Raw genomic sequence first — 21,974 nt, 5'->3', positions numbered from 1 at the left:
CGACACGACCCTCCCCACGACCGCCACAGAGACCACCACCCCGACGACCCCGAAGCCGACCGTCGTCGTTCGTCCACGGCGCATGGAGCGACGCGACCCCCTTCTCCCGGGTCCGCGACCTCCTCACCGCCGACGGCTACACCGTCGTCAACTTCGCCAACCCGCTGCGCTCGCTCCACGCCGACACCGACTACCTCTCGTCCTTCATCGAGCACCGCACCACCGGCCCCGTCGTCCTCGTCGGCCACTCCTACGGCGGCGCGCTGATCAGCAGCGTCGCCCACCGTCACCCCGACGTGCAGGCGCTCGTGTTCCTCAACGCGTTCGTCCCCGCCGCCGGCGAGACGATCCTCGAGCTCTCCAGCAAGGCAGGTCCCGTCGACGCCGGCGCCCTGTTCGACATGGTGCACTTCGGCGAGCACGACGTCGACCTCTACCTCAAGCCCGGAGCGTTCGCCGGGGGCTTCGCCAGCGGTCTCACCACCGCCGACGTCAACCGCTACTCCGCCAACCAGCGCCCCATCACCTACGGCGCCCTGAACGAGCCCGCGGACGCCGACCAGGCCTGGCAGACGCTGCCCTCCTGGTACCTCGCCGGCGACGACGACCACAGCATCGCCGTCGAGACCCAGGTCTTCATGGCCGAGCGCGCCGGCTCGCACCTCGTCCGCGTCGCCGCCGGCCACCTCGCGATGGTCGTCGAGGCGCACACCGTCGCCGACCTCATCCGGGAGGCGGCGGCCGCGACGCGCTAGGGCGACGCACGCCGGGAGCCGGTCCGGATCACCGGGCGGCGCATCCGACGACGGGCGTCATGACGGGGAGGGGGAGCGCAGGCGCGCTCCCCCTCTTCGCGGTCGCCGCGTCCCCCTCGCCTCCGAGCACGCGCGGCGAGGGGGCATTCGACGGCACCGGAGCGGATCGGCGCTGTGGGTGGTCCTACGGATGAGCGCCTGTCGCGCAGCCGTCAGCATTGCTCGGGTCGGGGTCGAACGCCCCGGCGGCTGGAGCTCCGACAGGGGCGGGATGGAGCGGATGCATGGACGTCGACGGATCGGTCGCGCTGGTGACAGGCGGGCAACGCGGCATGGGCGGGCAACACAGCACAGGCGGGCGACGCAGCGCGGGAGGTCGGCGTGGCATCGGCCCGTCGATCGTCGAGGAGCTGCTCGCGCGCGGCGCCTCGAAGGTCTACGTGACAGCGCGCACGCCGTCGATGGACCGGGACCCGCGGATCGTGCCGCTCGCCGTCGACGTCCGAGACGACGCGGCCGTGGCCCGCCTCGCCGGGATGGCGGGTGACGCGACCGTCGTGGTCAGCACCCCGGGGCTCGACGGCTTCGCCGACCTGCTCGACGGGAGCGTCGCCTCCTTCCGCCGCGACTTCGACGTCGACGTGTTCGGGCTCCTGTCGGTCACCCGGGCCATGGCGCCCGTGCTCGGCGCGAACGGCGGCGGCGCGATGCTGAACATCCTGTCGACGCTGTCCTGGACGACCGAGGGGATGGGCTGCAGCGCCAGCAGGGCCGCCGCCGCGTCCATCAGCGACCACGCTCGTGCGGCGCTCCGCGCGCAGGGGACGACCGTGACGGTCGCGCGGCTGGGGTTCGGGGGCAGCGCGCCCGTCGCGGCGCAGGTCCCGGAGCTCGGGGCATCCGTCCTCGCGGTTCGGGCCGTCGACGCCCTGGAGGCGGGCGAGGACGAGGTCCTCCTCGACGAGATCGGCCACCGGGTGCGTCCTCCGCGCCCCGGCGCCCTCGCCACCGCGGACGGCCTCCGATGAGCGCCGCCGCGCGACCGGGTTCCCCGGGAGCCGAGGACCAGGGCTCCGATCCCGTCGCCTCCGGCACGCCGGCGGCGGCGTCGCGGCCCCTCGCCGTGAGCGCGATCGTCGTGCACGCCGAGGCGCCGCTCGTCCTGGCCGACTTCTGGTCCCGCGCGTTCGGCGTCCCGGTGGATCCCGGATCGACGGCCGACAGCGCATCGCTCGTGACGAGCCCCCGCGTGCCCCCGCTCGCGTTCGAGCGCTCCGACGGGCCCGGGCGCCGGCCCGGGGAGATGACCGTCCGCGCCTACGCGGACGACCTCGATGACCGCATCCGGCGGCTCGGCGACCTGGGGACGCGCGCATCCCGGTACCGGGAGCGGGCCGGCGATCGGGACGTGGCCGAGATCCACGACCCCGAGGGCAACCGGATCGTCATCGTCCAGCTCCGAGGGGGCGATCGAGGCGGTGCGACCCGGCCGCCACACGACGGCGTGCGGTCGGCGTCCGAGGCGCCGAGCGCGTCGCCCCGTCATGCCGCGGTACCCCGTCCCCCGCGGGTGACGACCCCGCGGGGGGACGCGGCCCGCGGCACGCGAGCACGAGGCTGACGGCATGAACCCCCTACCCCGCTCCCGCCGCGCCACGCGCGCCGGTGCCGTGCTGGCGCTCGCCGCCGCCTCCCTCGCGCTCACGGGATGCACCCCTGCCCTCGACTCCCTCGCCGACGTCGTCGGCGGAGGCGACGCCTACGAGATCACGTACGAGATCACGACCGCCGAGCCGGCCGGGAGCGGGCTCGTGGACGTGTCGTACATGGAGGCGGAGGGGCGCGGGCGCCCCTCCCTCGTGAAGCCCGTCGGCGACGCCGCGTTCTCGAGCGGCGGGGACGCGCGGACCTGGTCCGTCGTCACCTACGTCACCGCCGAGGAGTCGGCCTTCGTGCAGGGCGCGCCGACCGGCGGCGAGGCGCTGGAGTGCCGGATCCTCGTCGACGGCCAGGAGGAGATCGCCAGCGCGACGGCCGAGGCCGGCCAGCCCGTGACCTGCGAGGCGTCCACGCCGGCCTTCGGCTGACCGGGATCCGCCGCTACGGCCTCTCGTCCACCACGCCGACGAACCGGCTGCCGATCCCGTCCACCTCGCGGCGCGCGAGGCCGAGCGCGGGCTCGGGCAGCTCGTCGGGGGAGTGCCGCTCGCAGGAGAGGTAGGTGAACTCCGGCCACCACTTCTTGGGGCGCACGGCCTCCGTGAAGCCGCAGACCTCGCAGGTCAGCTGCACCCAGACGGGCCGCTTGCCCGTGGAATTGGCGCGGGACTGCGCGAGCCAGGGCGGCGGATCCTGGTCCATCGCGGCGATCTCGGACTCGGGGACGCGCCCCGGGATGCCGTGGCGCGTGGCCATCTCCAGCGGGATGCCCAGCCGCAGCGCGGCCTCTCGTCTCGTGATCATGTCGCTCCAGGGTACGCGCCGGCGCGCGGCGGCTGGGCATCGACCGAGATGGATTGCGCACAATCTTGTTCCGTGGCAGGGTCGGAACATGCCCGATCGCGAGACCCTCCCGCCCGACGCCGCCGACGCCGCCGACGCGCCCGCGTCTTCCGCGCGCATCGCCGACGAGCTGGTGTGCTTCTCCCTCTACACGGCGTCGCGATCCACCACCCAGGCGTACCGCGCGCTCCTCGCGCCGTGGGGGCTCACCTACCCGCAGTACCTGGTGCTGGTGCTGCTGTGGTCGGGCGACGACCGCATGGTCACCGAGCTCGGGCAGCAGCTCGACCTCGACTCGGGCACGCTGTCGCCGCTGCTCGCGCGGATGGAGGAGGCCGGCTTCGTCACCCGCCGCCGGATCTCCGCCGACCAGCGCGTCGTGACGGTGTCGCTCGCCGAGCGCGGCCGCACCGTGCGGGCCGAGCTCGCGCACGTGCCCGCGGCGATCATCCGCGGCATGGGCCTCGACCTCGACCGCGCGCGGCAGCTCCTGGCCACCCTGCACCTGCTGACCGCGGGCATGCAGGACGCCACGGCCGAGGCGCTCGCGCAGCCCGCGACGCGGCCCGCCGAGGCGTCGGCCCGCACCCCCTGATCCGCACCACCCCTCATCGGATCCCGGCCGCCCAACGCGACCACGAACGGAAGGAACCACATGGACGCCCTGTACACCGCGGAGGCCCTCGCCACGGGAGCCGGCCGCGACGGCCGCGTGGCCGTCAGCGACAGCGACCTCGCGCTCGACCTCTCCATCCCCAAGGCGATGGGCGGATCCGGCGAGGGCGCGAACCCCGAGCAGCTCTTCGCCGCCGGCTACGCCGCGTGCTTCCACTCCGCGCTGCAGGGCGTCGCCCGCGCGCGCAAGGTGAAGATCGCCGACTCGAGCGTGGGCAGCCGCGTGAGCATCGGATCCAACGGGGAGGGCGGCTACCAGCTCGCCGTGCACCTCGAGGTCGTCATCCCCGGGGTCGAGCACGACCTCGCGCAGGAGCTCGCCGACCAGGCCCACCAGGTCTGCCCGTACTCGAACGCGACCCGCGGCAACATCGAGGTCGTCGTCACCGTCTCGGACGACTGATGGCCGCCCTCGCCCGCGCGCACCGCACGTCGGTGCCCCGCACCGTCGCCCGCGTGGTGCTCGGCTCGTTCCTCGCCTTCGCCGGCGTCACGCACCTCACGGTCGCGCGGGAGGAGTTCCGCGCGCAGGTGCCGAAGTCGCTGCCGGTGCCCGAGGACGTGACCGTCGTCGGATCCGGCGTCGCGGAGATCACGCTCGGCTCGGCCCTGCTGTTCGCGCGCTCGCGCCGCGGCCTCGCCGGCTGGGCGGCCGCCGCGTTCTTCACGGCGATCTTCCCGGGCAACATCGCGCAGTACGTGCACCGCCGCAGCGCGTTCGGCCTCGACACCGACGGCAAGCGCCTCGGCCGGCTCTTCTTCCAGCCGGTGCTCGTCGCGGTCGCGCTCTGGTCGACGGGGGCGCTGAAGAAGCGCTGATCGGCCGCATGCACGACGACGGCCATCGGATCCCGCACGGGAACCGGTGGCCGTCCGTCTTGACGGGGGCGGTCATGCGTCGTCAGCATGGGCGCATCCGCACCCCCCTGCGTCTCGAAGGAGAGACACCATGCCCATGATCTTCGTCAACCTGCCCGTGACCGACCTGGAGCGCGCGACGGCGTTCTACACGGCCGTCGGCTTCACCGTGAACCCCGCGTTCACGGACGAGAACGCCGCCTGCATCGTGGTCGAGGAGGACCACAGCTGCCTCATGCTCCTGACCCGGCCGTTCTTCCAGTCGTTCACCGACCAGCCGCTCGGCGACCCGTCCGCCGCCGTCTCCGCGCTCACGTCGGTGAACCTCGACAGCCGCGAGGAGGTCGACGCGGCCGTCGCCGGAGGGCTCGCCGCGGGCGGCACCGAGGCCCGACCGGTCGCCGACTACGGCTTCATGTACCAGCGCCAGCTCACGGATCCGGACGGCAACATCCTCGAGATCGGTCACATGGACCCGGCGTTCGCCGCGGGCGGGCCGCCGGCCATGGACGCGCAGGGCTGATCCCGGCTCCGGCCCCGTCGTGTGCGGTGCGGCTCAGCCCCGCTCGATGAGCCGCGCGAGCCCCGCGCGGCACCGGTCGACGTGGTCCGCGTACAGGTCCGGCCGCCGCTCGCGGGCCCAGCGCGTGACGTCCACGAGGTGCAGCGCCGTCATCGCGACGAGCGTGCGCTGCGCCGCGGCGTCGTCGAGGCCGGCCGCGGCCATGAAGGCGTCGTGCTCCGCCTCGGCGACGGATCCGTCGAGGCGGGTCCATGCCGTCACGCGGCGGGCGTCCGTCCACGGCGTCGGCCCGGTCTCGGCCGCGCCCCAGTCGAGGAGGACCGGGGCCGCGTCCGGCCCGCGGGACAGGAGGTTCCGCGGGGCGAGGTCGCCGTGCGCGAGGCCGTGGTCGAACCCGGTCTCGGCGAGGCTGATGACGCGCTCTCGCAGCCAGGGCGCCGCGTCCGCCGGGTAGGCGCCGTCGCGGAGGAGCGGATCGTCGTCGTGGAGCGACGCGAGGCCGTAGGCGACGTGCGCGTCCCACGCGGCGGCGAGGTCGCGCCCGAAGCGCGTGAAGAGCGACGCGGGGGCGTCGGCGAGGTCGACGCGGCCGACCGCTCGGGCCAGGCGGCCGAGCTCGGTCCAGGGATCCGCGACGGGCACCGCGTGCGGCGGCACGTGCTCCTGCACGAGGTACGGGACGCCGTCCTCGACCCCGCGCTCGAGGACCGCCGGGACCGGGATGCCCGCCCGGGCGGCGGCCGCGGCCGCCCACTCCTCGACGGGGAACTCGTCCTCGCGGCGCGGGTCGACCGGGATCCGGACCACGACGTCGCCGCCCGGTCGCGCGACGCGGTACGTGCGGTTCACGGATCCGCCGGGGAGCTCCCGCGCGTCGGCGGGCGAGGCCCCGATCCGGCGGAGGACCCCGTCGAGCGCGGCCGGTCGGTCGGCCCCGCCCGCGACCGCTCTCCCGGTCGCCCGCCGGTCGTCCATCGCGCGCCCTCAGCCCAGAATCCGCAGGAACGCGCGGATGTCCTCGGCCAGCAGGTCCGGCTCCTCGTGCGGGGCGAAGTGCCCGCCGCGCGGCATGGCCGTGTACCGGACGACGTCGTAGGTGCGCTCGGCCCAGCTGCGCGGCGGGTGCGTCAGGTCGTGCGGGAACGCCGCGACCGCGGTCGGCACGCGCACGCGGCCCACCCGTGCCGTGCGCCCGGAGCCGTGCTCGAAGTACGGGCGGAGCGAGGTGCCGATGGATCCCGTGAACCAGTAGAGGGAGGCGAGCGTCAGGAGGTGGTCGTCGCTGAAGCGGCGGGACACGTCGCCGTCGCAGTCGCTCCAGGCGCGGTGCTTCTCGAGGATCCACGACAGCAGCCCCACGGTCGAGTCCTGCAGCGCCGGCGCGAGCGTGAGCGGACGGGTCTGCTGCTGGTGCTGGTACCCGCCCTCGGCCGCGTCCCACTCCCGTGACTCCTCCCGGTGGGCGCGCTCCTCGTCGGTGAGCGTCGACTCGTCGAGGTCCCGCGGCGCGGCCACCGCCATCAGGTGGATGCCCGCCACGGCCTCCGGGTGGCTCTCGGCCAGCCGGGACGTGATCCCCGCACCGAGGTCGCCGCCGTGCGCCGCGTACCGCGCGAAGCCGAGCTCCTCCGCCATCAGCCGGTGCCAGAGCTCGTGCGTCTGCTCGTCGACGCGCGGCCGCGGCGGGGAGAACGGGAAGCCGGGGAGCGCGGGGACGATCACGGTGACCGCGTCGTCCGCGTCGCCGCCGGAGCGGGACGGCCGCGACAGGCGCTCCGCGAGCGGCACCAGCTCGAGCGCGGAGCTCGGCCAGCCGTTGGTGAGGATCACCGGGAGGCCGCCGGGCCGCTCCGCGTCGAAGCGGAGGTAGGAGACGGGCGTGCCGTCGAGGTCGACGCTCGCCCACGGCAGCGCCCGGATCTCGCGCTCGCGCGCCCGCCAGTCGAACCCGTCCGCCCAGACCGCGGCGAGGCGGCGGAGCAGGGCCTGATCCGTGCCGGCCTCCCATGGCTCCACCGGCCACGGGGCGGCCCAGCGCGTGCGGCGGATCCGGTCGCGGAGGTCGTCGAGGTCCGCATCGGTGACGTGCAGGGGGAGCGGGTGGGGCATCGTCGGTCCTCGTTTGCGTGTAGGCGAATTTCTAGCTTTAGTGCGCTTTATCCAATGGTCCTAAAGTCCGGCAGCCGTCGATGAGTCCCCGGGTCGAGGCCACGGGCTGCGCCGGTCGTCGCCTGGAACTCTGACGCCTAAGCCTCGTCTAGGTGGACGACGCCCATCGCCACAAGCAGCTCCTGGCAGCGGAGGCGGGCGGGAGACAGGTCATAGGGCATCCGCGTGAGGGCCTGCGCCGCGGTCAGGGATCCGTGCCCCCGGCCGGGACCCGCGCCGGGCTCGTCCTCGCTGCCGTCGGAGCCGTCGGGGTGCAGCCGCTCCCACTCGTCGAAGAGCGCGTCGTCCTCCTCGTGCTGGCCGGACTCCCGGATGGCCGCGTCCAGCGCGCGCTCGAACGCGTGCCGGTCGACGGCGGCCTGCGCCACCCGGGGATCGTCCACCGGGACCGCGTGGTCGAGCGCCTCCTCCGCGGCCTCGACCCGGTCGGCCTGCGCGCGCAGGTCCGGATGGCGGGCGAGGGCGACGGCCCGCGAGGCGTGCACGGCGGCGCCCAGCGGGCCGAACATGCGCTCCATCACCAGAAGGGCGTCGAGGTCGGCCGGGCGCACGGATCCCGCGGGCAGGTCGTCGAGCCGCCGTGCGACGAAGTCGGAGAGGAGCCCGAGTCGGCTGCCGCGGGCGCGCATGCGCTGCACGGCGAGGCGCTGCCGCCCGATCTCGGCCGCGCGCGCCGCGAGCGAGGCCTCGAGCCGCTCGAGGATCCCGTCCACGTCGGGCCGCGCCTCCGCGTCCGCGGCGACGGGCATCGCACCGCCCTCGTCACGATCCGTGCCGGCGAACGCCGCGCGGATGTCGCCCAGCGGGATCCCGGCGTCCGCGGTCCGCAGGACCCACAGGAGCCGCATCATGTCGTCGTGCTCGTAGCGCCGGCGGTCGTCGGCGCCGCGCGCGGGCTCCGGCAGCAGGCCGATGCGGTGGTAGTGCCGGATCGCCCGCGGGGTGGTGCCGGCGAACGCGGCGGCGTCGCCGATCCTCACCGAGCGGGGCGGGATGAGGGACGGGTGCATGGGCGGGCCTTCCTCGTCGTGACGTGTGATCCCACTGGACCACATGACGCCGCGTCACCTGCAAGCCCGGCCGGGCGGGCGGCGGCGCGCTACGTCCGCCGCCGCCTGGCCATCACCGCGCGCTGCAGGAGCACGAACACCAGCAGGATCCCGCCCGTGATGATGGTGGTCGCCTCGGGCGGGATGCCGCCGTCGCGCGTGATCAGCACGTTCATGAGGCCGAGCACCAGCGCGCCGACGACCGAGCCGAGCACGAAGCCGACGCCGCCGGTGAGGAGGGTGCCGCCGATCACGGTCGCGGCGATCGCGTCGAGCTCCCAGCCGATGCCGGTGATGTTCTGCGCGCTGCCGAGGCGGGCCGTGTAGATGACGGATGCGAGGCCGGCGAGCGAGCCGCTGACCACGTAGACGGCGAGCTTGGTGCGGCGCACCGGCAGGCCCATGAGGGCGGCCGACTGCTCGGATCCGCCGGTCGCGTAGACGGTGCGGCCGAGGCGCGTGCGGTGGAGCACGAAGAACGCGACCGCCACCACGACGAGCGCGATGAGCACGCCCGGCGTCGTCACGACGTCGTTGACCTTCGGGCCGTCGACCACCTTCATGTTGGTGGCGAGCGACCGGAGGGGCGACTCGTCGTCGAGCCGCTCCGGCACGGTGCTGAGGATGGAGGCGAGGCCGCGGCCGAGGAACATCATCGCGAGCGTCGCGATGAACGGCTGCACGTCGAAGAACTGGATCAGCACGCCCGAGACGACGCCGGAGGCCGTGCCGATGAGGATCATCAGCACCATCACCACCCACGGGTTCCACCCCGCGTTCGCGAGGAGCACCCCGGCGACGCTGCTGACGGCGACGATCGCGCCGACGGACAGGTCGATGCCGCCCGTGAGGATCACGAACGTCAGCCCGACCGCGAGCACGATGACGTGCGCGTTGTTGATCAGCAGGTTCGACAGGGTCGCGGCCTGCAGGATGCGGCCGTACGCGATCTCCCCGTAGGCGAGCATCGCGAGCAGGATCACCAGGGCGGCGACGGTCGGCAGCGAGTCGAGGCGGAGGCGCATGCGGCGGCGCGGAGCGCGGGGCGCGGCACCGGGACCCGGCGCGGGCGTCGGGGCGAGGGGCGGGCGGATCGTCGTGGCGCTCATGCGGACACGGCCTCCTTCTCGGTCGGCACGGGGGCGGGCGCCGCGGGACGGCGCCTCGTGAACAGCGCGCGCACGCGCCGGGACTGCAGGAGGCAGAGCGCCACGATCACGATCGCCTTGAAGGCGGGCGTGGCCGAGGAGGAGATGCCGAGGAACACGACCGTCTTGTCGAGGGTCGCGATGAGGAGCGCGCCGACGGCGGCCCCGAGCAGGTGGAACTTGCCGCCGGCGAGCGAGGTGCCGCCGATGACGACCGCGAGGATCGCGTCGAGCTCCAGCTGGTAGCCGGTGCGGGAGACGTCGACCGTCATGACGCTGGCGGTCGCGAAGATCCCGGCGACGCCCGCGAGCAGGCCGCTCGCGATGTACGCCGTGAACAGGAGCGCGCGGCGGTCGAGGCCCGCGAGGCGCGCGGCCTGCGGGTCCATGCCGATCGCCTCGATCATGAGCCCGAGGGCGCTGCGCCGCACGAGCACGGCGACGCCGATGGTGATCAGCACGGCCAGCAGGAACACGACCGGCAGCCCCACGAGGTAGCCGTTCGCGACCCAGCGGAACGGCTCGTTGGAGGCGGCCGTGTTCTGGCCCGCGGTGATCACCTTCGCGAGGCCGCGGCCCGCGAGCATGATCACGAGCGTGCTGATGAACGGCTGCAGCCCGACGACGGAGACGAGCATGCCGTTGACCGCGCCGAGGATCACGCTGATGAGGAGCGCGAGCCCAATCGCGCCGAGCGCGACGCCCAGCGAGTCGGAGCCGGCGGCCTTCAGGAACTCCATGGAGACGGCGCCGGCGACGACCATGATCGACCCGACGCTCAGGTCGATGCCGCCGGTGGCGACCACGAGGCACATGCCCACGGCGATCATGAGCACGGGCGCCGCGGCGCGGAGGATGTCGACGAGGTTGCCGACGAGGTTCCCCGTGTCGGGGTTCACCGAGAGGGCGAGGTATCCCGGGTCCTTGGCCACGTTGACGGCCAGCAGCAGGAGGATCGCGACGGATCCCCAGAACCAGGGCCGGTGCAGCAGGTCGGCGAGCGGGCGGGCGGACGCGTTCTTCGTGCCGCTCATCGGCGGGCCTCCTCGGCGGGTGCGGATGCGGATGCAGGCGCGGATGCGGTAGCGGACGGGCGTGCGTGCTCGCCGGCCGGGTCGGGCACGGCGTCGAGGTCGACGGCCGACACGCCCTCCTCGGCGATGGCGGCGACGATCGACTCGGCCGTCACGTCGGGTCCCGCCACGAGCTCGGCGATCTTGCGGTGGTCCTTGAGCACGACGATGCGGTCGCTGAGCCGCACCACCTCCTCGAGCTCCGAGGAGATGAAGACGACGGCGACGCCCGTGTCGGCGAGGGCGGCGACCTGCTCCTGGATCTCGGCCTTGGCGCCCACGTCGATCCCGCGGGTCGGCTCGTCGAGGATCAGCAGCTCGGGCTCCGTGGCGAGCCACCGCCCGAGCAGCACCTTCTGCTGGTTGCCGCCGGACAGGTTCCGGATCGGCCGATCGGGATCGGCCGGTCGCACGTTGAGCTCGGTGAGGTACTTCGTGACGATCCGGTCCTTCTCCTTGGCCGACAGCGGCCGGGCCCAGCCGCGCTTCGCCTGCACGGCGAGCACGAGGTTCTCGCGGACGCTGAGGTCGCGGATGATCCCCTCGTCGCGCCGGTTCTCGCTGGAGAACGCGATGCGGTGCTTCAGCGCCTTGGCGGGGGAGGAGATGGCGACGGGCGCGCCGTCCATGGTCACGGATCCGGTGTCGGGCCGGTCGACGCCGTAGAGGAGGCGTGCGAGCTCGGTGCGGCCGGAGCCGAGGAGCCCCGCGAGGCCGACGACCTCGCCGCGGCGGAGCTCGACGTCGGTCGCGTCGAGCGAGCCCTTCCGGCCGATCCCGGTGGCCCGGTACACGGGCTCCCCGTCGGCGACCCTGCGGCTGGCGCGCTCGCGGTCGAGCGAGCGGAGGCTCTGCAGGTCCTTGCCGATCATCTCGGCGATGAGGCCGGCCCGGTCGATGTCGCGCGTGAGGTGCTCGCCCACGCGCTTCCCGTTGCGGAGGACCGTGAGCCGGTCGCTGATCGCGAAGACCTGGTCGAGGAAGTGGGAGACGAAGAGGATGGCGACGCCCTCGTCGCGGAGGCGGCGCATCACGCGGAAGAGGCCCTCGACCTCGTCGGCGTCGAGGCTCGAGGTCGGCTCGTCGAGGATCAGCACCTTCGCGTCGATGACGGTGGCGCGGCTGATGGCGACGAGCTGCTGCAGCGCGAGGCTGAGCGAGGAGAGCGGGGTGCGCGGATCCAGGTGGCCGAGCCCCACGCGCGCCAGCACCTCGGAGGCGGCGGCGTGCGTGCGCTTCCAGTCGATGCCGAACCGCCCGCGGCGCTCGTGGCCGAGCATGACGTTCTCGCCGATGGTGAGGTTCCCGCAGAGGTTGACCTCCTGGTAGACCGTGGAGATCCCGGCGGCCTGGGCGTCGGCGGTGCCGGAGAGCCGGCGCTCGGCCCCGTCGACGACGACGCGGCCGGAGTCGATCCCGTAGACGCCCGTGAGCGCCTTGATGAGGGTCGACTTCCCGGCGCCGTTCTCGCCCATGAGGGTGTGGACCTCGCCGGGGAAGAGCCGGAGGTCCACGGCGTCGAGCGCCTTGACCCCGGGAAACGAGATGGTGATGCCCTGCATCTCGACGATCGGGCTGGGTGCCTGCATGGCGCGTGCTCCGTTCCTGCCCCGGCAGCGTCGCCGGGCGGTGGGGGCGGCGGGGCGGATGATCCGCCCCGCCGCCGGGTGTGGCCGTGCGGACGGGCTAGAACTTCCGGTCGGGCAGCGCGGTGGCGGCCTTCTCGGGGGAGTCGAACGTCTCCGACGGGACGACGATCGACGACTCGACGGTCTCGCCGTCGAGGAGCGCCTGGACGGCCTCGAGCGCGGTCTCGCCGAACAGCGGGTTGTACTCGGCGACGAAGCTGAGCTTGCCGTCGGCGAGGGCCTGGAGCGCGCCCTTCGTGCCGTCGATGGTCGCGATCTTCACGTCCTCGCCGGGCGTGAGGCCCGCCTCCTCGACGGCCTGGACGGCGCCGAGGCCCATCTCGTCGTTCTGCGCGAAGACCATCTGCACGTCGTTCGCGTTCGACTTGAGCACGGTCTCGAAGACGCTCTTGGCCTCCTCGGTCGACCAGTTCGCGGTCTGTGCGCCGACCTTCGTGAAGGCGCTGTCCGCGCCGATGACCTCGTTCCAGCCCTCGTTGCGCTCGTTGACGACCGAGACGCCCGCGGGGCCCTCGAGCGTGAAGTACTTGCCGCCCTCGGGCAGCGCGGTCTTCGCCCAGTCGGCGACCGACTCGCTCACGGCGATGTTGTCGGGGGCGATGCGGGTCGCGTAGAGCGAGTCGTCGTCCGGCTCGATGCCGCGGTCGATGAGGACCACGGGGATCTCGGCCTCCTTGGCGCGCTCGAGCGAGTCCTCCCAGCCGGATCCCTCCGTGGCCGAGAGCAGGATCACGTCGACGCCCTCGTCGACGAACGACGTGAACGCGTCGATCTGCGACTTCTGGTCGTTGTTGGTGGCCGGCGCGTACTTGAGGTCGAACCCGGCCTCCTTCGTGAAGGTGTCCTGGATGTTCTTCTCGTTGGCCTGGCGCCAGGCGCCCTCGGGGCCGACCGCGACGAAGCCGACGGTGGCCGTCTCGCCGCCGCTGTCGGCGGCGCCGCCTGCGGTGGATCCGGTGCCCGAGTTGCTCGAGCAGGCCGCGAGGCCGAGGGCGATGGCCCCGGCGGCGGCGATGGTGGCGATGCGCCTCTTCGTGGACATGTATCTCCTCCTTGAGATGACGGGACGCGGGGCGTCCCGCTCGGCCCTCGACGGGCCTGTGGTGATGCGGATGCGCGGGGTGCTGCTGCGTGCTCCGGATGTTACCGGTAACAGTCCCGCGAGCACAAGGGCGGTGTTACCGGGAACATCCGCGCGCTGCCGGGGAGACGCGCGAACGGGATCAGGCCCGCGCTGCGGGGTCCGGCAGCCGCGGCGCGGTCGGCCGTGCCGGCAGCTCGGGCAGCGGGAACCCCTCCTCGTCGTCCTCGTCGGCGGGCGCGGCGATGAGCTCGACGATCGTGTCGACGGTGACGCCCGGGCCGTTGCTCAGCTCGCCGATCTTCTCCCGGTCCTTCAGCACCACGATCCGGTCGCTCACGCGCACGAGCTCGTCGAACGCCGAGGAGATGAACACGACCGCGACGCCCTCGAGCGCGAGCTGCGCGATATGCGCCTGGATGTCGACCTTCGCGCGGATGTCGACGCCGCGCGTGGGCTCGTCGAGGATCAGCACCCGCGGCCGGATCGCGAGCCAGCGCGCGAGCAGCACCTTCTGCTGGTTGCCGCCGGACAGCTCGCCGGCCGGCGTCGAGGGATCGGCGGGCGTGATGCCGAAGTGCTCGATGTGGCGCTCCACCAGGTCCTGCCGCTCGGCGCGGGAAAGCGGGTGCGCCCAGCCGCGCAGCGCCTGCAGCGCGAGCACGATGTTCTCCCGCACGCTCAGCTCGCCGATGAGTCCCTCGGCCCCGCGGTCCTCCGCCGACAGCGCGACGCGGTTCCGCAGGGCGTCCACGGGCCGGTCGATCACGACGTCGCGTCCGCCGAGCGTGACCACGCCGCCGTCCGCCCGGTCGGCCCCGGCGAGCAGGCGCGCGAGCTCGGTGCGGCCGGATCCGCGGAGCCCCGCGATGCCCACCACCTCGCCCGGGTGCAGCTCCAGGTCCACGGGCCGCAGCATCCCCCGGCGCCCCACGCCCGCGGCGCGGTACAGCGGCGGCCCGACCGGATCCGCGCGGTGCGCCCGCCGCTCCGACCCGATGCGCTTGAGGTGCGCGACGTCCGTGCCGATCATGCGCGCGATGATCTCGGCGCGGTCGATCTCGTGCGGCAGGTAGTCGCCCTCCTTCACGCCGCCGCGGAGCACGGTCATCCGGTCGCTGAGGGCCAGCACCTGCTCGAGGAAGTGCGAGACGAACAGGATGGCGACGCCCTGGTCGCGGAGCCGGCGGATCACCTGGAACAGGCGCGCGACGTCGTCCGCGTCGAGGCTCGAGGTGGGCTCGTCGAGCACCAGCACGCGCGGCCGGTCGACCATGGCGCGGGCGATGGAGACGAGCTGGCGGCTGGCGGGGGAGAGGTCGGCGAGGCGGTCGCGGGGATCCAAGTCGCCGAGGCCGAGCTCCGCGAGCATCGCGGCGGCGCGTGCGTGCGTGGCGCGCCAGGAGATGCCGAGGCGGCCGCGCGTCTCGTGGCCGAGCATGACGTTCTCGCCGACGCTCAGGTTCTCCACCAGGTGCGACTCCTGGAACGCCGCCTGGATCCCGAGGGCGCGCGCGTCCGCCGGCCCGCCGAGCCGCACGGGCTCGCCGTCGACCAGGACCTCGCCCGCCGCGATCCGGTGCACGCCGAGCAGCGCCTTGATCAGCGTCGACTTGCCGGCGCCGTTCTCGCCGAGGAGCGCGTGCACCTCGCCGGGGTGGAGGTCGAGGTCGACGCCGTCGAGCGCGACGCCGTTGGGGAAGGCGACCGTGATGCCCGTCATGCGGACGGTCGGCCCGGCCGGCGCTCCGGCGTGCCGCGGGCGGGCGGGCGGGCGCGCCGGTGTCCGCTCGTCCGCGACCGTCGGGCCGGTCGGACGGATCGTCGTCGATCCCCGTGCGTGACGCACCTGGTGCTCCTCGGGTTCCGGGCCGTCGTGGCCGCGTGCCGGGCGGTGCCCGACGTGCACGACTGTAGCGGCCGGGCGTCGGGGCGGCGAGGGCGGGTGCCGGATCCGGCTGACGGGCCGCCTCAGTCGACGGCGCGCGCCGCCGCGCTCGAGTCGCGCACGACGAGCTCGGCGGGCAGCCGGCTGCTCTGCGGGATCTCGCGCCCCTCGATCGCGGCGATGAGCACGTCGACCACGAGCGCGCCGAGCGCCGGGAAGTCCTGCCGCACCGTGGTGAGCGGCGGGAGGAAGTGGCGCGAGACGGGGAGGTCGTCGAACCCGACGATGCTCAGGTCGTGCGGGACGCGGATCCCGCGGTCGTGCAGCCCGTGGATCACGCCGAGCGCCATCTCGTCGTTGGCCACGAAGACGGCCGTGTACTCGGGCACGCCCGTGAGCCCCTTCGCGAAGTCGTAGCCGAAGTCGCTCGACCAGTCGCCGATCACGATGGGCCGTTCCCGCATCCCCCACGCCCGGGTGCGGCTGTGGAAGGCGCGCTCCCGGGCCCGGGCGTCGAGCCAGTCGAGCGGGCCGGCGACGTGGAGCACGTCGCGGTGGCCGAGGGACGCGAGGTGGTCGACCGCGAGGCGCGTCCCCGCGGACTGGTCGACCGAGACCGTGAGGAACGCCGGATCCTTGTCCGCCTTCACCACGAGCGTCGGCAGCCCGGTGGTGATGGTGCGCAGCACCGCCACGGACGACGACCGGGGCGCCACCACGCACAGCGCGTCGATGCCCTGGCCGGTGAGGTGGCGCACGGCCTCCTCGGGCGTCGCGTCCTCGTCGTCGCGCAGCGCGAACGACGCGACCGAGTAGCCGCCGTCGCGCGCCGACCGCTCGATCGCGCGCAGGATGCTCGACGGCCCGAACTCCACCGCGCTCTCGATGAGCACGCCGATCCGGAGCGCCCGCTGCGTGACGAGCTCCCGGGCCGCGCTGTTCGGCCGGAAGTCGAGCTCGGCGACGACCTCGAGCACGCGCTGCCGCGTGGACTCCTTGACCTGCGGGTGCCCGTTGAGCACGCGCGACACGGTCATGTGGGAGACGCCCGCGCGCTCCGCGACCTCGCGGAGGCCGAGCCGCTCGCCGCCGCTCCTGACGCTCACCCGCACTCCATCCGGCATCCTCCGAGGCGGCGACGGACGTCGCGCCCGCCGGGTCGCGGGCCGGTCGGATCTCCCATGCTGGCCACACCCTACCGGGGCGGATCCGCGTCCCGCCGCGAGCGCGCCGCCGTCCGCGCCCGTGCCGGTCCGCCTGGCGCGGCCGTTGTCAAGGGTCGGACGCGACCGGCCGTCCGCGAGTTGCATCGCAGGCAGGGTCGGCGTCCCGGGCCGTCAGGGTGGCGCGTCGGGACCGATCCGGGAGGGGACGCATGGCCCGCACGGCCCCCGCGACCGCACCGTCCGACGCCGCAGGCACCCCGCTGCGCCCTGCGGCGCGCCCATCCGGAGAGGGAGCGCGCGCGTGAGCGAGGCGCGCCGCCGGGAGCTCGGCGAGAGCGACGCCCCCGTCGAGGACGAGCTGCGGGAGTCGTTCGACGCGACCGTCGAGGAGGGCGCCGAGCGGCTGCACCGCACGTTCCGCGCCGTGCTCGTCACCGGCTTCTTCGGCGGGCTCGAGGTGGGGCTCGGGATCATGGCGATGCTCGCGGTGCTCACCGAGACGGGCAGCCACCTGCTCGCGGGGCTCGCCTTCGGCATCGGGTTCGTCGCGCTGCTCCTCGCGCACTCCGAGCTCTTCACGGAGAACTTCCTCATGCCCATCGCCGCGCTCGCCGCGAAGGAGGCGGGCATCGGCCACCTGGCCCGGCTGTGGGGCGGCACGCTGGTGGCCAACCTCGCCGGCGGGTGGCTCTTCATGTGGCTCGTCGTGCAGGCCTTCCCCAAGTGGCACGCGACCCTCGACGAGTCGGCCCACCACTTCATCGACATGCCCTTCGGCCTGCAGGCGGTGGTGCTCGCGGTGCTCGGCGGCAGCACGATCACGCTGATGACCCGCATGCAGCAGGGCACGGACTCGGATCCCGCGAAGATCGTCGCCGCGGTCGCGGGGGGCCTGCTCCTCGCCGGGCTGCAGCTGTTCCACTCCATCCTCGACTCGCTCCTGATCTTCGGGGCGATCCAGTCCGGCGCCGACATCACCTACGGGCAGTGGCTCGGCTGGTTCGGGTACACGCTGCTGTTCAACGTGCTCGGCGGGCTCGTGCTCGTCACGGCGCTGCGGCTCGTGCGGACGAAGGAGCTCCTGCAGGAGAGACGGGAGCGCTGACCTCCGGACCTCGCTCCTCGCTGCTCCCTCCTGAAGGCGGCGGACCGCCGATGCGGTTGCTACCTGGCAACCACCTGCCCGCCGCCGCCCTTCGGCGCGCGCCGGAGCAGGGTGAGGGGGACGGCGATCCCGCCTCACGGAGAAATAGGAGCACCTATGTACTTCCACGCACAGACCTGGATCAACGAGATCGCCGACGGCGAGCCCGACCCCGCCGCCGCCAACGCGCTGCAGGAGGGCCTCGGCGGCCAGTTCGGCGAGATGCGCACGATGATGCAGTACCTCTTCCAGGCCATGAACTTCCGCGGGGCGTCGGCGAAGCCGTACCGCGACCTGATCCAGGGGATCGGCACCGAGGAGATCAGCCACGTCGAGCTGATCGGCACCACCATCTCGCGCCTCCTCGACGGGGCGCCCGGGTACTCGGGCAAGCTCACCGACCCGCTCGACACCCCCGGCAAGGGCGGCGCGACGCCGCTGAGCATCGCCCTCGACACGGGCAACATCCACCACTACCTCGTGGGCGCCCAGGGCGCGCTGCCCGTCGACTCCGCCGGCAACCCGTGGAGCGGCAGCTACGTCTACAACTCCGGCAACCTCCCGCTCGACCTGCTCTACAACGTCATGCTCGAGTCGACCGGCCGCCTGCAGAAGTGCCGCATCTACGAGATGACCGACAACCCCGTCGCCCGCGCGACCGTGGCGTACCTCATCGTCCGCGACCAGGCGCACGAGAACGCGTACGCGAAGGCGCTCGAGACGCTCGGAGTCGACTGGGGCAAGCTCCTGCCGATCCCGAAGACCAACGCGGAGCAGTTCCCCGAGGTCAAGCAGCTCCTCGACCTCGGCCTCCAGAGCAAGCAGTACAGCTTCGACCTCGACGGCAAGAGCGAGGCCGGCCGCATCTTCCAGGGCGCATCGCCCTCGAACGACGGCACCGACCTCACCGCCACCGAGCAGGCGCCCCAGGGTTTCCCGTCGACCATCGCGCCCGAGCGGCTCGAGGAGTTCGCGCCGGGTCTCGACAAGGACCTCATGGCGCTGATCCAGGAGACGGCCGAGCGCGAGCTCGCCGACATCGAGGCGTTCTACGGGCCCGCGAAGGGCTGATCCGCCTCATCCGCACCACGTCGCGGCGCCGTCTCCCCCGGGAGGCGGCGTCGTCGTCGTCGTCGTCGTGCGTCCTCCCCGAGCCCGGGCGCCGAGACGGGTACCCGAGTCCGTGGCAGCGCCGGGAACTGCCGGGAACCGCCGGAGCGACATGTCGCATGTCCGGCGGGGGCAGGGTCACCTCGGTCTCCCGCATCGCTTCCTCCACCGGCGACCGAGGCCGTCAGCGCGACGGAGGCGTCCCTGCGACACGAGAGCGCGTCCGTCAGCCCCGCGTCACCGCTGGGGATGAGGGCTACGCGTCCTCGCGGATCGCGGCATGATCGACGCCATCGTCTTCGTCGCCCACCTCGATCCGTGGCGGCGCCCATTCCGATCGAGAGGTGCAGCTGTGCGTGTGAGCAGCCCATGGCGTGCTCGGTGCTCACGGTGAGCGCCGGGGCGCGGAACTCCCTGACTCCTGTTCCGCGGCCAGCAGAGGCACCCACGGCGTCGCCCAGCGACACGGCTGTCGGGTCGGCCCATGCCGACGATGTGCTCGACCGCATCCAGGCCCGCGCCCGGATCATCGGAAGCGCGAACGAGAGCAGCAGGGGGGATCGTGCCCGCTCGACGATCTGACCGTGCGGGCGATGGCTCGCCGGCACTCACCGGGACGCCGCGCGCCGGGTGGAGCGCTGTCGTGTCGGTGCTGATCGTCGCGGAAGGACTCGTGACGCTCGTCGCATCGGTGGTCCTCTGGCCGGTCGGAGGCGTGCTGATCCTCGCCAACGCGGCCGGCGCGCTCATGGGTCGCGGCACCACGCGGAACCTCTTCGCGGCGATCGCCATCGCCGGTGCCGTCGGCTTCACCTCGGTGGTTCTGTTCGGATTCGCGGTGTCGACCGGGCAGGAGGTCACGGTGGTGAGGCAGTGACGGTGTGCAGCCGGCGAAGCGAAGGGACGAGACCGTCAGCGCGGCTCGTCCTCTGACGCCGTCGGCGTCTCCTACGACGGGAGCCGGGGCGACCGGCGGCCGACGGCCGGGGCGGGCAGGGCATCGTCTCGGACGTGCCCGATGACACCGCTTCCCGCGCGGAGCAGGATGGCCCCATCGGAGGGAACCCCATGCCGCAGTTCGTCGTCCTCATCCACACCGACCCCGATGCGCGCCCGCCGGCCCAGCTCGCCGACGAGCGGGCCGCGCACGACCGCCACGCGCAGGCGCTGACGGACTCCGGATCCATGACCATCGCGTACGCCCTCACGCCGCCGGCCGAGGCGGTCGCGATCCGGCACGGCATCGCGTCCGCGGGTCCGCTCCTCGCCGACCCGCCCGCACGTCGCGGGCTTCTACGTGATCGAGGCGCCCGACCTCGAGGCGGCCATGGCGATCGCCATCGGGAACCCGGCCGCCCGCTCGGGCGCGGGCGTGGAGGTGCGGCCCGTGGAGGGCGGCGGCGTCATCCGCGGCTGACGGCGTCGGCCCGCAGCCCTCGCACCGCGACGCGCACCCGGCTCCGCGGCAGCGCCGGGAACCGCCGCAGCGAGATGCGCAGGTCCTGCGGCGGCAGCGTCATGTCGGTCTCCCGCGTCGCGAGGCGCACGGCCTCCTCGACGAGCGCGATCGTGATGTCCTCGCCCGGGCAGCGGTGGCCGCCGGCCGCATCGCCGCCGCCCTGCGGGATCAGGGTGTTCGGGTCGCCGTCCCAGTCGCGGAAGCGCGTCGGGTCGAAGGCCTCCGGGTCGTGCCAGAGGCGGGGGTCGCGGTTGGTGCCGAAGAGGTCGAGCATCACCCAGTCGCCGGGCGCGAAGGATCCGCCGAGGCCGTCGAAGGGCTGCGCGACCGTCCCGGCGATCACCGGGAAGAACGGGTAGAAGCGGCGCACCTCCTGCACGAAGCCGCGGAGGTCCGACTCGTCGCCGCCGGCGAACGCCCGGGCCCAGCGCGGGTGCGCGTGCAGGGCGTGCAGCGCGAAGTCGATGAAGCGCGCCACGGCGACGGTGGGGCGGATCAGGTTCAGCAGCTCGACGCCCGCGACCTCGACCGTGAGCGGCGAGCCGTCGGCGTCGACGTGCGTCACGAGGTCCTGCAGCGGTGATCCGGCGGGGACCGGCAGGCGGCCGTCGCGTGCGCGTCGCACGACGTCGCGCGCCCAGCGCTCCGCGCGCATGCGGCGGGCGCGGGCCGCCCAGTTCACGGGACCGATGCTCGCGGCGCGCTCGACCATGTCGGCGATGTCGCCGCCGATGCGCCGGACCTCGTCGTCGTCCACGGGGATCCCGACCCAGCGGCACGCAGTGCGCATGAGCACCTCGACGAGCTCGTCGTGCAGCCGCACCTCGGGCACCCGCGACCAGCGCGCGACCCCCGCGCGCCACTCGTCGTCGAAGGCGCGGCGGACGCGCTCGATCCCCTCCGGCAGCATCATGCCGAGGAACATCGCCTTCCGGACGTGGTGGCCGTGGCCGCTCATCGCCTGGACGCTGCCCTCGTCCTGCAGCAGGTGCATCACCGAGACGGGCATGGCGCCGGCCCGGCCGAACCGGTCGCCCTCGTAGAAGAGGCGGGACGCCTCGCGGCCGCGGATGCACGTGACCGGCCGGCCGGCAAGGCGCGTGCGGAAGGCGTCGGCTCCCACCGCGTCGGTGCCGCGCGAGACGAAGCGGTAGCCGTCGCGGAGGAAGCGGAGCGAGCTGTCGGGGCCGGGGAGGCGGGGGATCACGCGGGTCCTCGCGCGTCCGTCACAGCGCCGAGAGCAGCGCGGCGCACGCGGCCTCGCACCGGCGGCACTCCTCGGCGCAGATCCGGCAGTGCTCGTGCATGTCGCCGTGGTGGGCGCACTCGTCGCCGCATCGCCCGGTCGCCACGCGGCACAGCTCGAGCGCGAGGCGCGTGATGTCCACGCGGTCGGCGGTGTGCCGGGTGAGCGTGTCGAGCGTCGCCGTGCAGATCTCCGCGGAGTCCAGGTCGGCGCTGATGCAGGACGCGAGCTCGGAGACGCCGTCCTCCGAGAGGCAGGCCGCGGCGCAGGCGGAGCAGGCGGTCGCGCAGGCGGCGCACGCGTCGATGCACGCCGCCAGGAGCTCCAGGTCGAGCCCGCCGTGGTCGGCGGGCGAGCTGCGGAGCATGTCGAGCGTGGGGCTCATGGGATCCTCCCGGACCTCGTCGTCGCACCGCGGTCGCCGACCCGGACGGGCGGATGCGGGGTGCCGGGCGTCCGTGCGCCCTGTCCTCGCCACG

At 73.8% G+C, this 21,974-nt stretch carries 22 protein-coding genes and 2 pseudogenes; 12 read left to right on the top strand and 12 right to left on the bottom strand.

What is annotated here, in order from left to right; genetic code table 11:
* Positions 1-80 precede the first annotated feature (80 nt).
* The 4 genes and pseudogenes from QFZ62_RS08815 to QFZ62_RS08800 all read left to right on the top strand — a co-directional run.
* Positions 81-755, top strand: a pseudogene (locus tag QFZ62_RS08815) (alpha/beta fold hydrolase); the annotation flags it as partial.
* 284 nt (positions 756-1,039) lie between these two features.
* Entirely contained in the window at positions 1,040-1,783 is a 744-nt protein-coding gene (locus QFZ62_RS08810) for an SDR family NAD(P)-dependent oxidoreductase (protein WP_307504389.1), read from the top strand.
* Positions 1,780-2,376 carry a VOC family protein gene (locus QFZ62_RS08805; RefSeq protein ID WP_307504387.1) on the top strand — a complete coding sequence of 199 codons (597 nt, stop codon included), beginning with the start codon at positions 1,780-1,782 and terminating at the stop codon, positions 2,374-2,376. The genes QFZ62_RS08810 and QFZ62_RS08805 overlap by 4 nt, the downstream gene beginning before the upstream one ends.
* A gap of 4 nt (positions 2,377-2,380) precedes the next feature.
* The gene (locus QFZ62_RS08800) at positions 2,381-2,842 is read left to right on the top strand and encodes a hypothetical protein (RefSeq protein WP_307504385.1); all 462 of its coding nucleotides are present in this window, start codon (positions 2,381-2,383) and stop codon (positions 2,840-2,842) included.
* A gap of 13 nt (positions 2,843-2,855) precedes the next feature.
* Here the strand turns inward: QFZ62_RS08800 and QFZ62_RS08795 are convergent, their stop codons facing one another.
* Positions 2,856-3,218, bottom strand: a complete 363-nt coding sequence (locus QFZ62_RS08795) for a hypothetical protein (RefSeq protein ID WP_307504383.1) — start codon at positions 3,216-3,218, stop codon at positions 2,856-2,858.
* An 88-nt stretch (positions 3,219-3,306) separates the two neighbouring features.
* Here QFZ62_RS08795 and QFZ62_RS08790 point away from each other — a divergent pair, with 88 nt between their 5' ends.
* The 4 genes from QFZ62_RS08790 to QFZ62_RS08775 all read left to right on the top strand — a co-directional run bounded on the left by QFZ62_RS08790 (position 3,307) and on the right by QFZ62_RS08775 (position 5,313).
* Complete coding sequence (locus QFZ62_RS08790; protein WP_373425950.1) at positions 3,307-3,852, top strand: MarR family winged helix-turn-helix transcriptional regulator; 546 nt, start codon at positions 3,307-3,309, stop codon at positions 3,850-3,852.
* A gap of 60 nt (positions 3,853-3,912) precedes the next feature.
* On the top strand, positions 3,913-4,335 hold the full coding sequence (locus QFZ62_RS08785; RefSeq protein WP_307504381.1) for an organic hydroperoxide resistance protein: 423 nt from the start codon (positions 3,913-3,915) through the stop codon (positions 4,333-4,335).
* Positions 4,335-4,751 carry a MauE/DoxX family redox-associated membrane protein gene (locus QFZ62_RS08780; RefSeq protein ID WP_307504378.1) on the top strand — a complete coding sequence of 139 codons (417 nt, stop codon included), beginning with the start codon at positions 4,335-4,337 and terminating at the stop codon, positions 4,749-4,751. The genes QFZ62_RS08785 and QFZ62_RS08780 overlap by 1 nt, the downstream gene beginning before the upstream one ends.
* Positions 4,752-4,881: 130 nt before the next feature.
* Positions 4,882-5,313: a VOC family protein gene (locus tag QFZ62_RS08775; RefSeq protein WP_307504377.1), complete on the top strand. Its 432-nt coding sequence runs from the start codon at positions 4,882-4,884 to the stop codon at positions 5,311-5,313.
* A 33-nt stretch (positions 5,314-5,346) separates the two neighbouring features.
* On the opposite strand, the gene QFZ62_RS08770 is transcribed toward QFZ62_RS08775, so the two are convergent.
* The 9 genes from QFZ62_RS08770 to QFZ62_RS08730 form a co-directional block, all read right to left on the bottom strand.
* Entirely contained in the window at positions 5,347-6,288 is a 942-nt protein-coding gene (locus QFZ62_RS08770; RefSeq protein WP_307504376.1) for an aminoglycoside phosphotransferase family protein, read from the bottom strand.
* A gap of 9 nt (positions 6,289-6,297) precedes the next feature.
* Positions 6,298-7,422, bottom strand: a complete 1,125-nt coding sequence (locus tag QFZ62_RS08765; protein ID WP_307504374.1) for an epoxide hydrolase family protein — start codon at positions 7,420-7,422, stop codon at positions 6,298-6,300.
* A 137-nt stretch (positions 7,423-7,559) separates the two neighbouring features.
* Positions 7,560-8,492, bottom strand: coding sequence for a MerR family transcriptional regulator (locus QFZ62_RS08760; RefSeq protein ID WP_307504372.1), 933 nt, complete (start codon positions 8,490-8,492; stop codon positions 7,560-7,562).
* A gap of 89 nt (positions 8,493-8,581) precedes the next feature.
* Positions 8,582-9,640 carry an ABC transporter permease gene (locus QFZ62_RS08755; RefSeq protein ID WP_307504370.1) on the bottom strand — a complete coding sequence of 353 codons (1,059 nt, stop codon included), beginning with the start codon at positions 9,638-9,640 and terminating at the stop codon, positions 8,582-8,584.
* Positions 9,637-10,713 carry an ABC transporter permease gene (locus QFZ62_RS08750; RefSeq protein WP_307504368.1) on the bottom strand — a complete coding sequence of 359 codons (1,077 nt, stop codon included), beginning with the start codon at positions 10,711-10,713 and terminating at the stop codon, positions 9,637-9,639. Before QFZ62_RS08750 ends, QFZ62_RS08755 begins: the two co-directional genes overlap by 4 nt.
* Positions 10,710-12,341, bottom strand: coding sequence for a sugar ABC transporter ATP-binding protein (locus QFZ62_RS08745; protein ID WP_307504366.1), 1,632 nt, complete (start codon positions 12,339-12,341; stop codon positions 10,710-10,712). Before QFZ62_RS08745 ends, QFZ62_RS08750 begins: the two co-directional genes overlap by 4 nt.
* Positions 12,342-12,438: 97 nt before the next feature.
* The gene (locus QFZ62_RS08740; protein WP_307504364.1) at positions 12,439-13,443 is read right to left on the bottom strand and encodes an ABC transporter substrate-binding protein; all 1,005 of its coding nucleotides are present in this window, start codon (positions 13,441-13,443) and stop codon (positions 12,439-12,441) included.
* A gap of 181 nt (positions 13,444-13,624) precedes the next feature.
* Entirely contained in the window at positions 13,625-15,205 is a 1,581-nt protein-coding gene (locus QFZ62_RS08735) for a sugar ABC transporter ATP-binding protein (protein ID WP_307504362.1), read from the bottom strand.
* 248 nt (positions 15,206-15,453) lie between these two features.
* Positions 15,454-16,476, bottom strand: a complete 1,023-nt coding sequence (locus QFZ62_RS08730; RefSeq protein WP_307504359.1) for a LacI family DNA-binding transcriptional regulator — start codon at positions 16,474-16,476, stop codon at positions 15,454-15,456.
* 361 nt (positions 16,477-16,837) lie between these two features.
* On the opposite strand from QFZ62_RS08730, the gene QFZ62_RS08725 reads away from it, so the two are divergent.
* From QFZ62_RS08725 to QFZ62_RS08710, 4 genes and pseudogenes are all read left to right on the top strand, one after another.
* On the top strand, positions 16,838-17,641 hold the full coding sequence (locus QFZ62_RS08725) for a formate/nitrite transporter family protein (protein WP_307504356.1): 804 nt from the start codon (positions 16,838-16,840) through the stop codon (positions 17,639-17,641).
* 156 nt (positions 17,642-17,797) lie between these two features.
* Positions 17,798-18,751 (top strand): manganese catalase family protein, encoded by a 954-nt coding sequence (locus tag QFZ62_RS08720; RefSeq protein ID WP_307504353.1) that lies wholly within the window; start codon positions 17,798-17,800, stop codon positions 18,749-18,751.
* 712 nt (positions 18,752-19,463) lie between these two features.
* A complete protein-coding gene (locus QFZ62_RS08715) occupies positions 19,464-19,667 on the top strand; it encodes a hypothetical protein (RefSeq protein ID WP_307504350.1) in 204 nt (67 codons plus the stop codon).
* 405 nt (positions 19,668-20,072) lie between these two features.
* A pseudogene (locus tag QFZ62_RS08710) lies at positions 20,073-20,207 on the top strand (YciI family protein); the annotation flags it as partial.
* On the opposite strand, the gene QFZ62_RS08705 reads toward QFZ62_RS08710, so the two are convergent.
* Together QFZ62_RS08705 and QFZ62_RS08700 are read right to left on the bottom strand one after the other, a co-directional pair.
* The gene (locus tag QFZ62_RS08705) at positions 20,194-21,456 is read right to left on the bottom strand and encodes a cytochrome P450 (protein WP_307504348.1); all 1,263 of its coding nucleotides are present in this window, start codon (positions 21,454-21,456) and stop codon (positions 20,194-20,196) included. The pseudogene QFZ62_RS08710 and the gene QFZ62_RS08705 sit on opposite strands and share 14 nt — an antisense overlap.
* A 19-nt stretch (positions 21,457-21,475) precedes the next feature.
* A complete protein-coding gene (locus QFZ62_RS08700; protein ID WP_307504345.1) occupies positions 21,476-21,880 on the bottom strand; it encodes a four-helix bundle copper-binding protein in 405 nt (134 codons plus the stop codon).
* Between the last annotated feature and the right edge of the window lie 94 nt (positions 21,881-21,974).

It is taken from the genome of Clavibacter sp. B3I6, from assembly GCF_030816895.1.
GTDB lineage: Bacteria > Actinomycetota > Actinomycetes > Actinomycetales > Microbacteriaceae > Clavibacter.
Note: the sequence above shows the minus strand (reverse complement) of the source record. Positions and strands in the feature narration are given on the sequence as shown.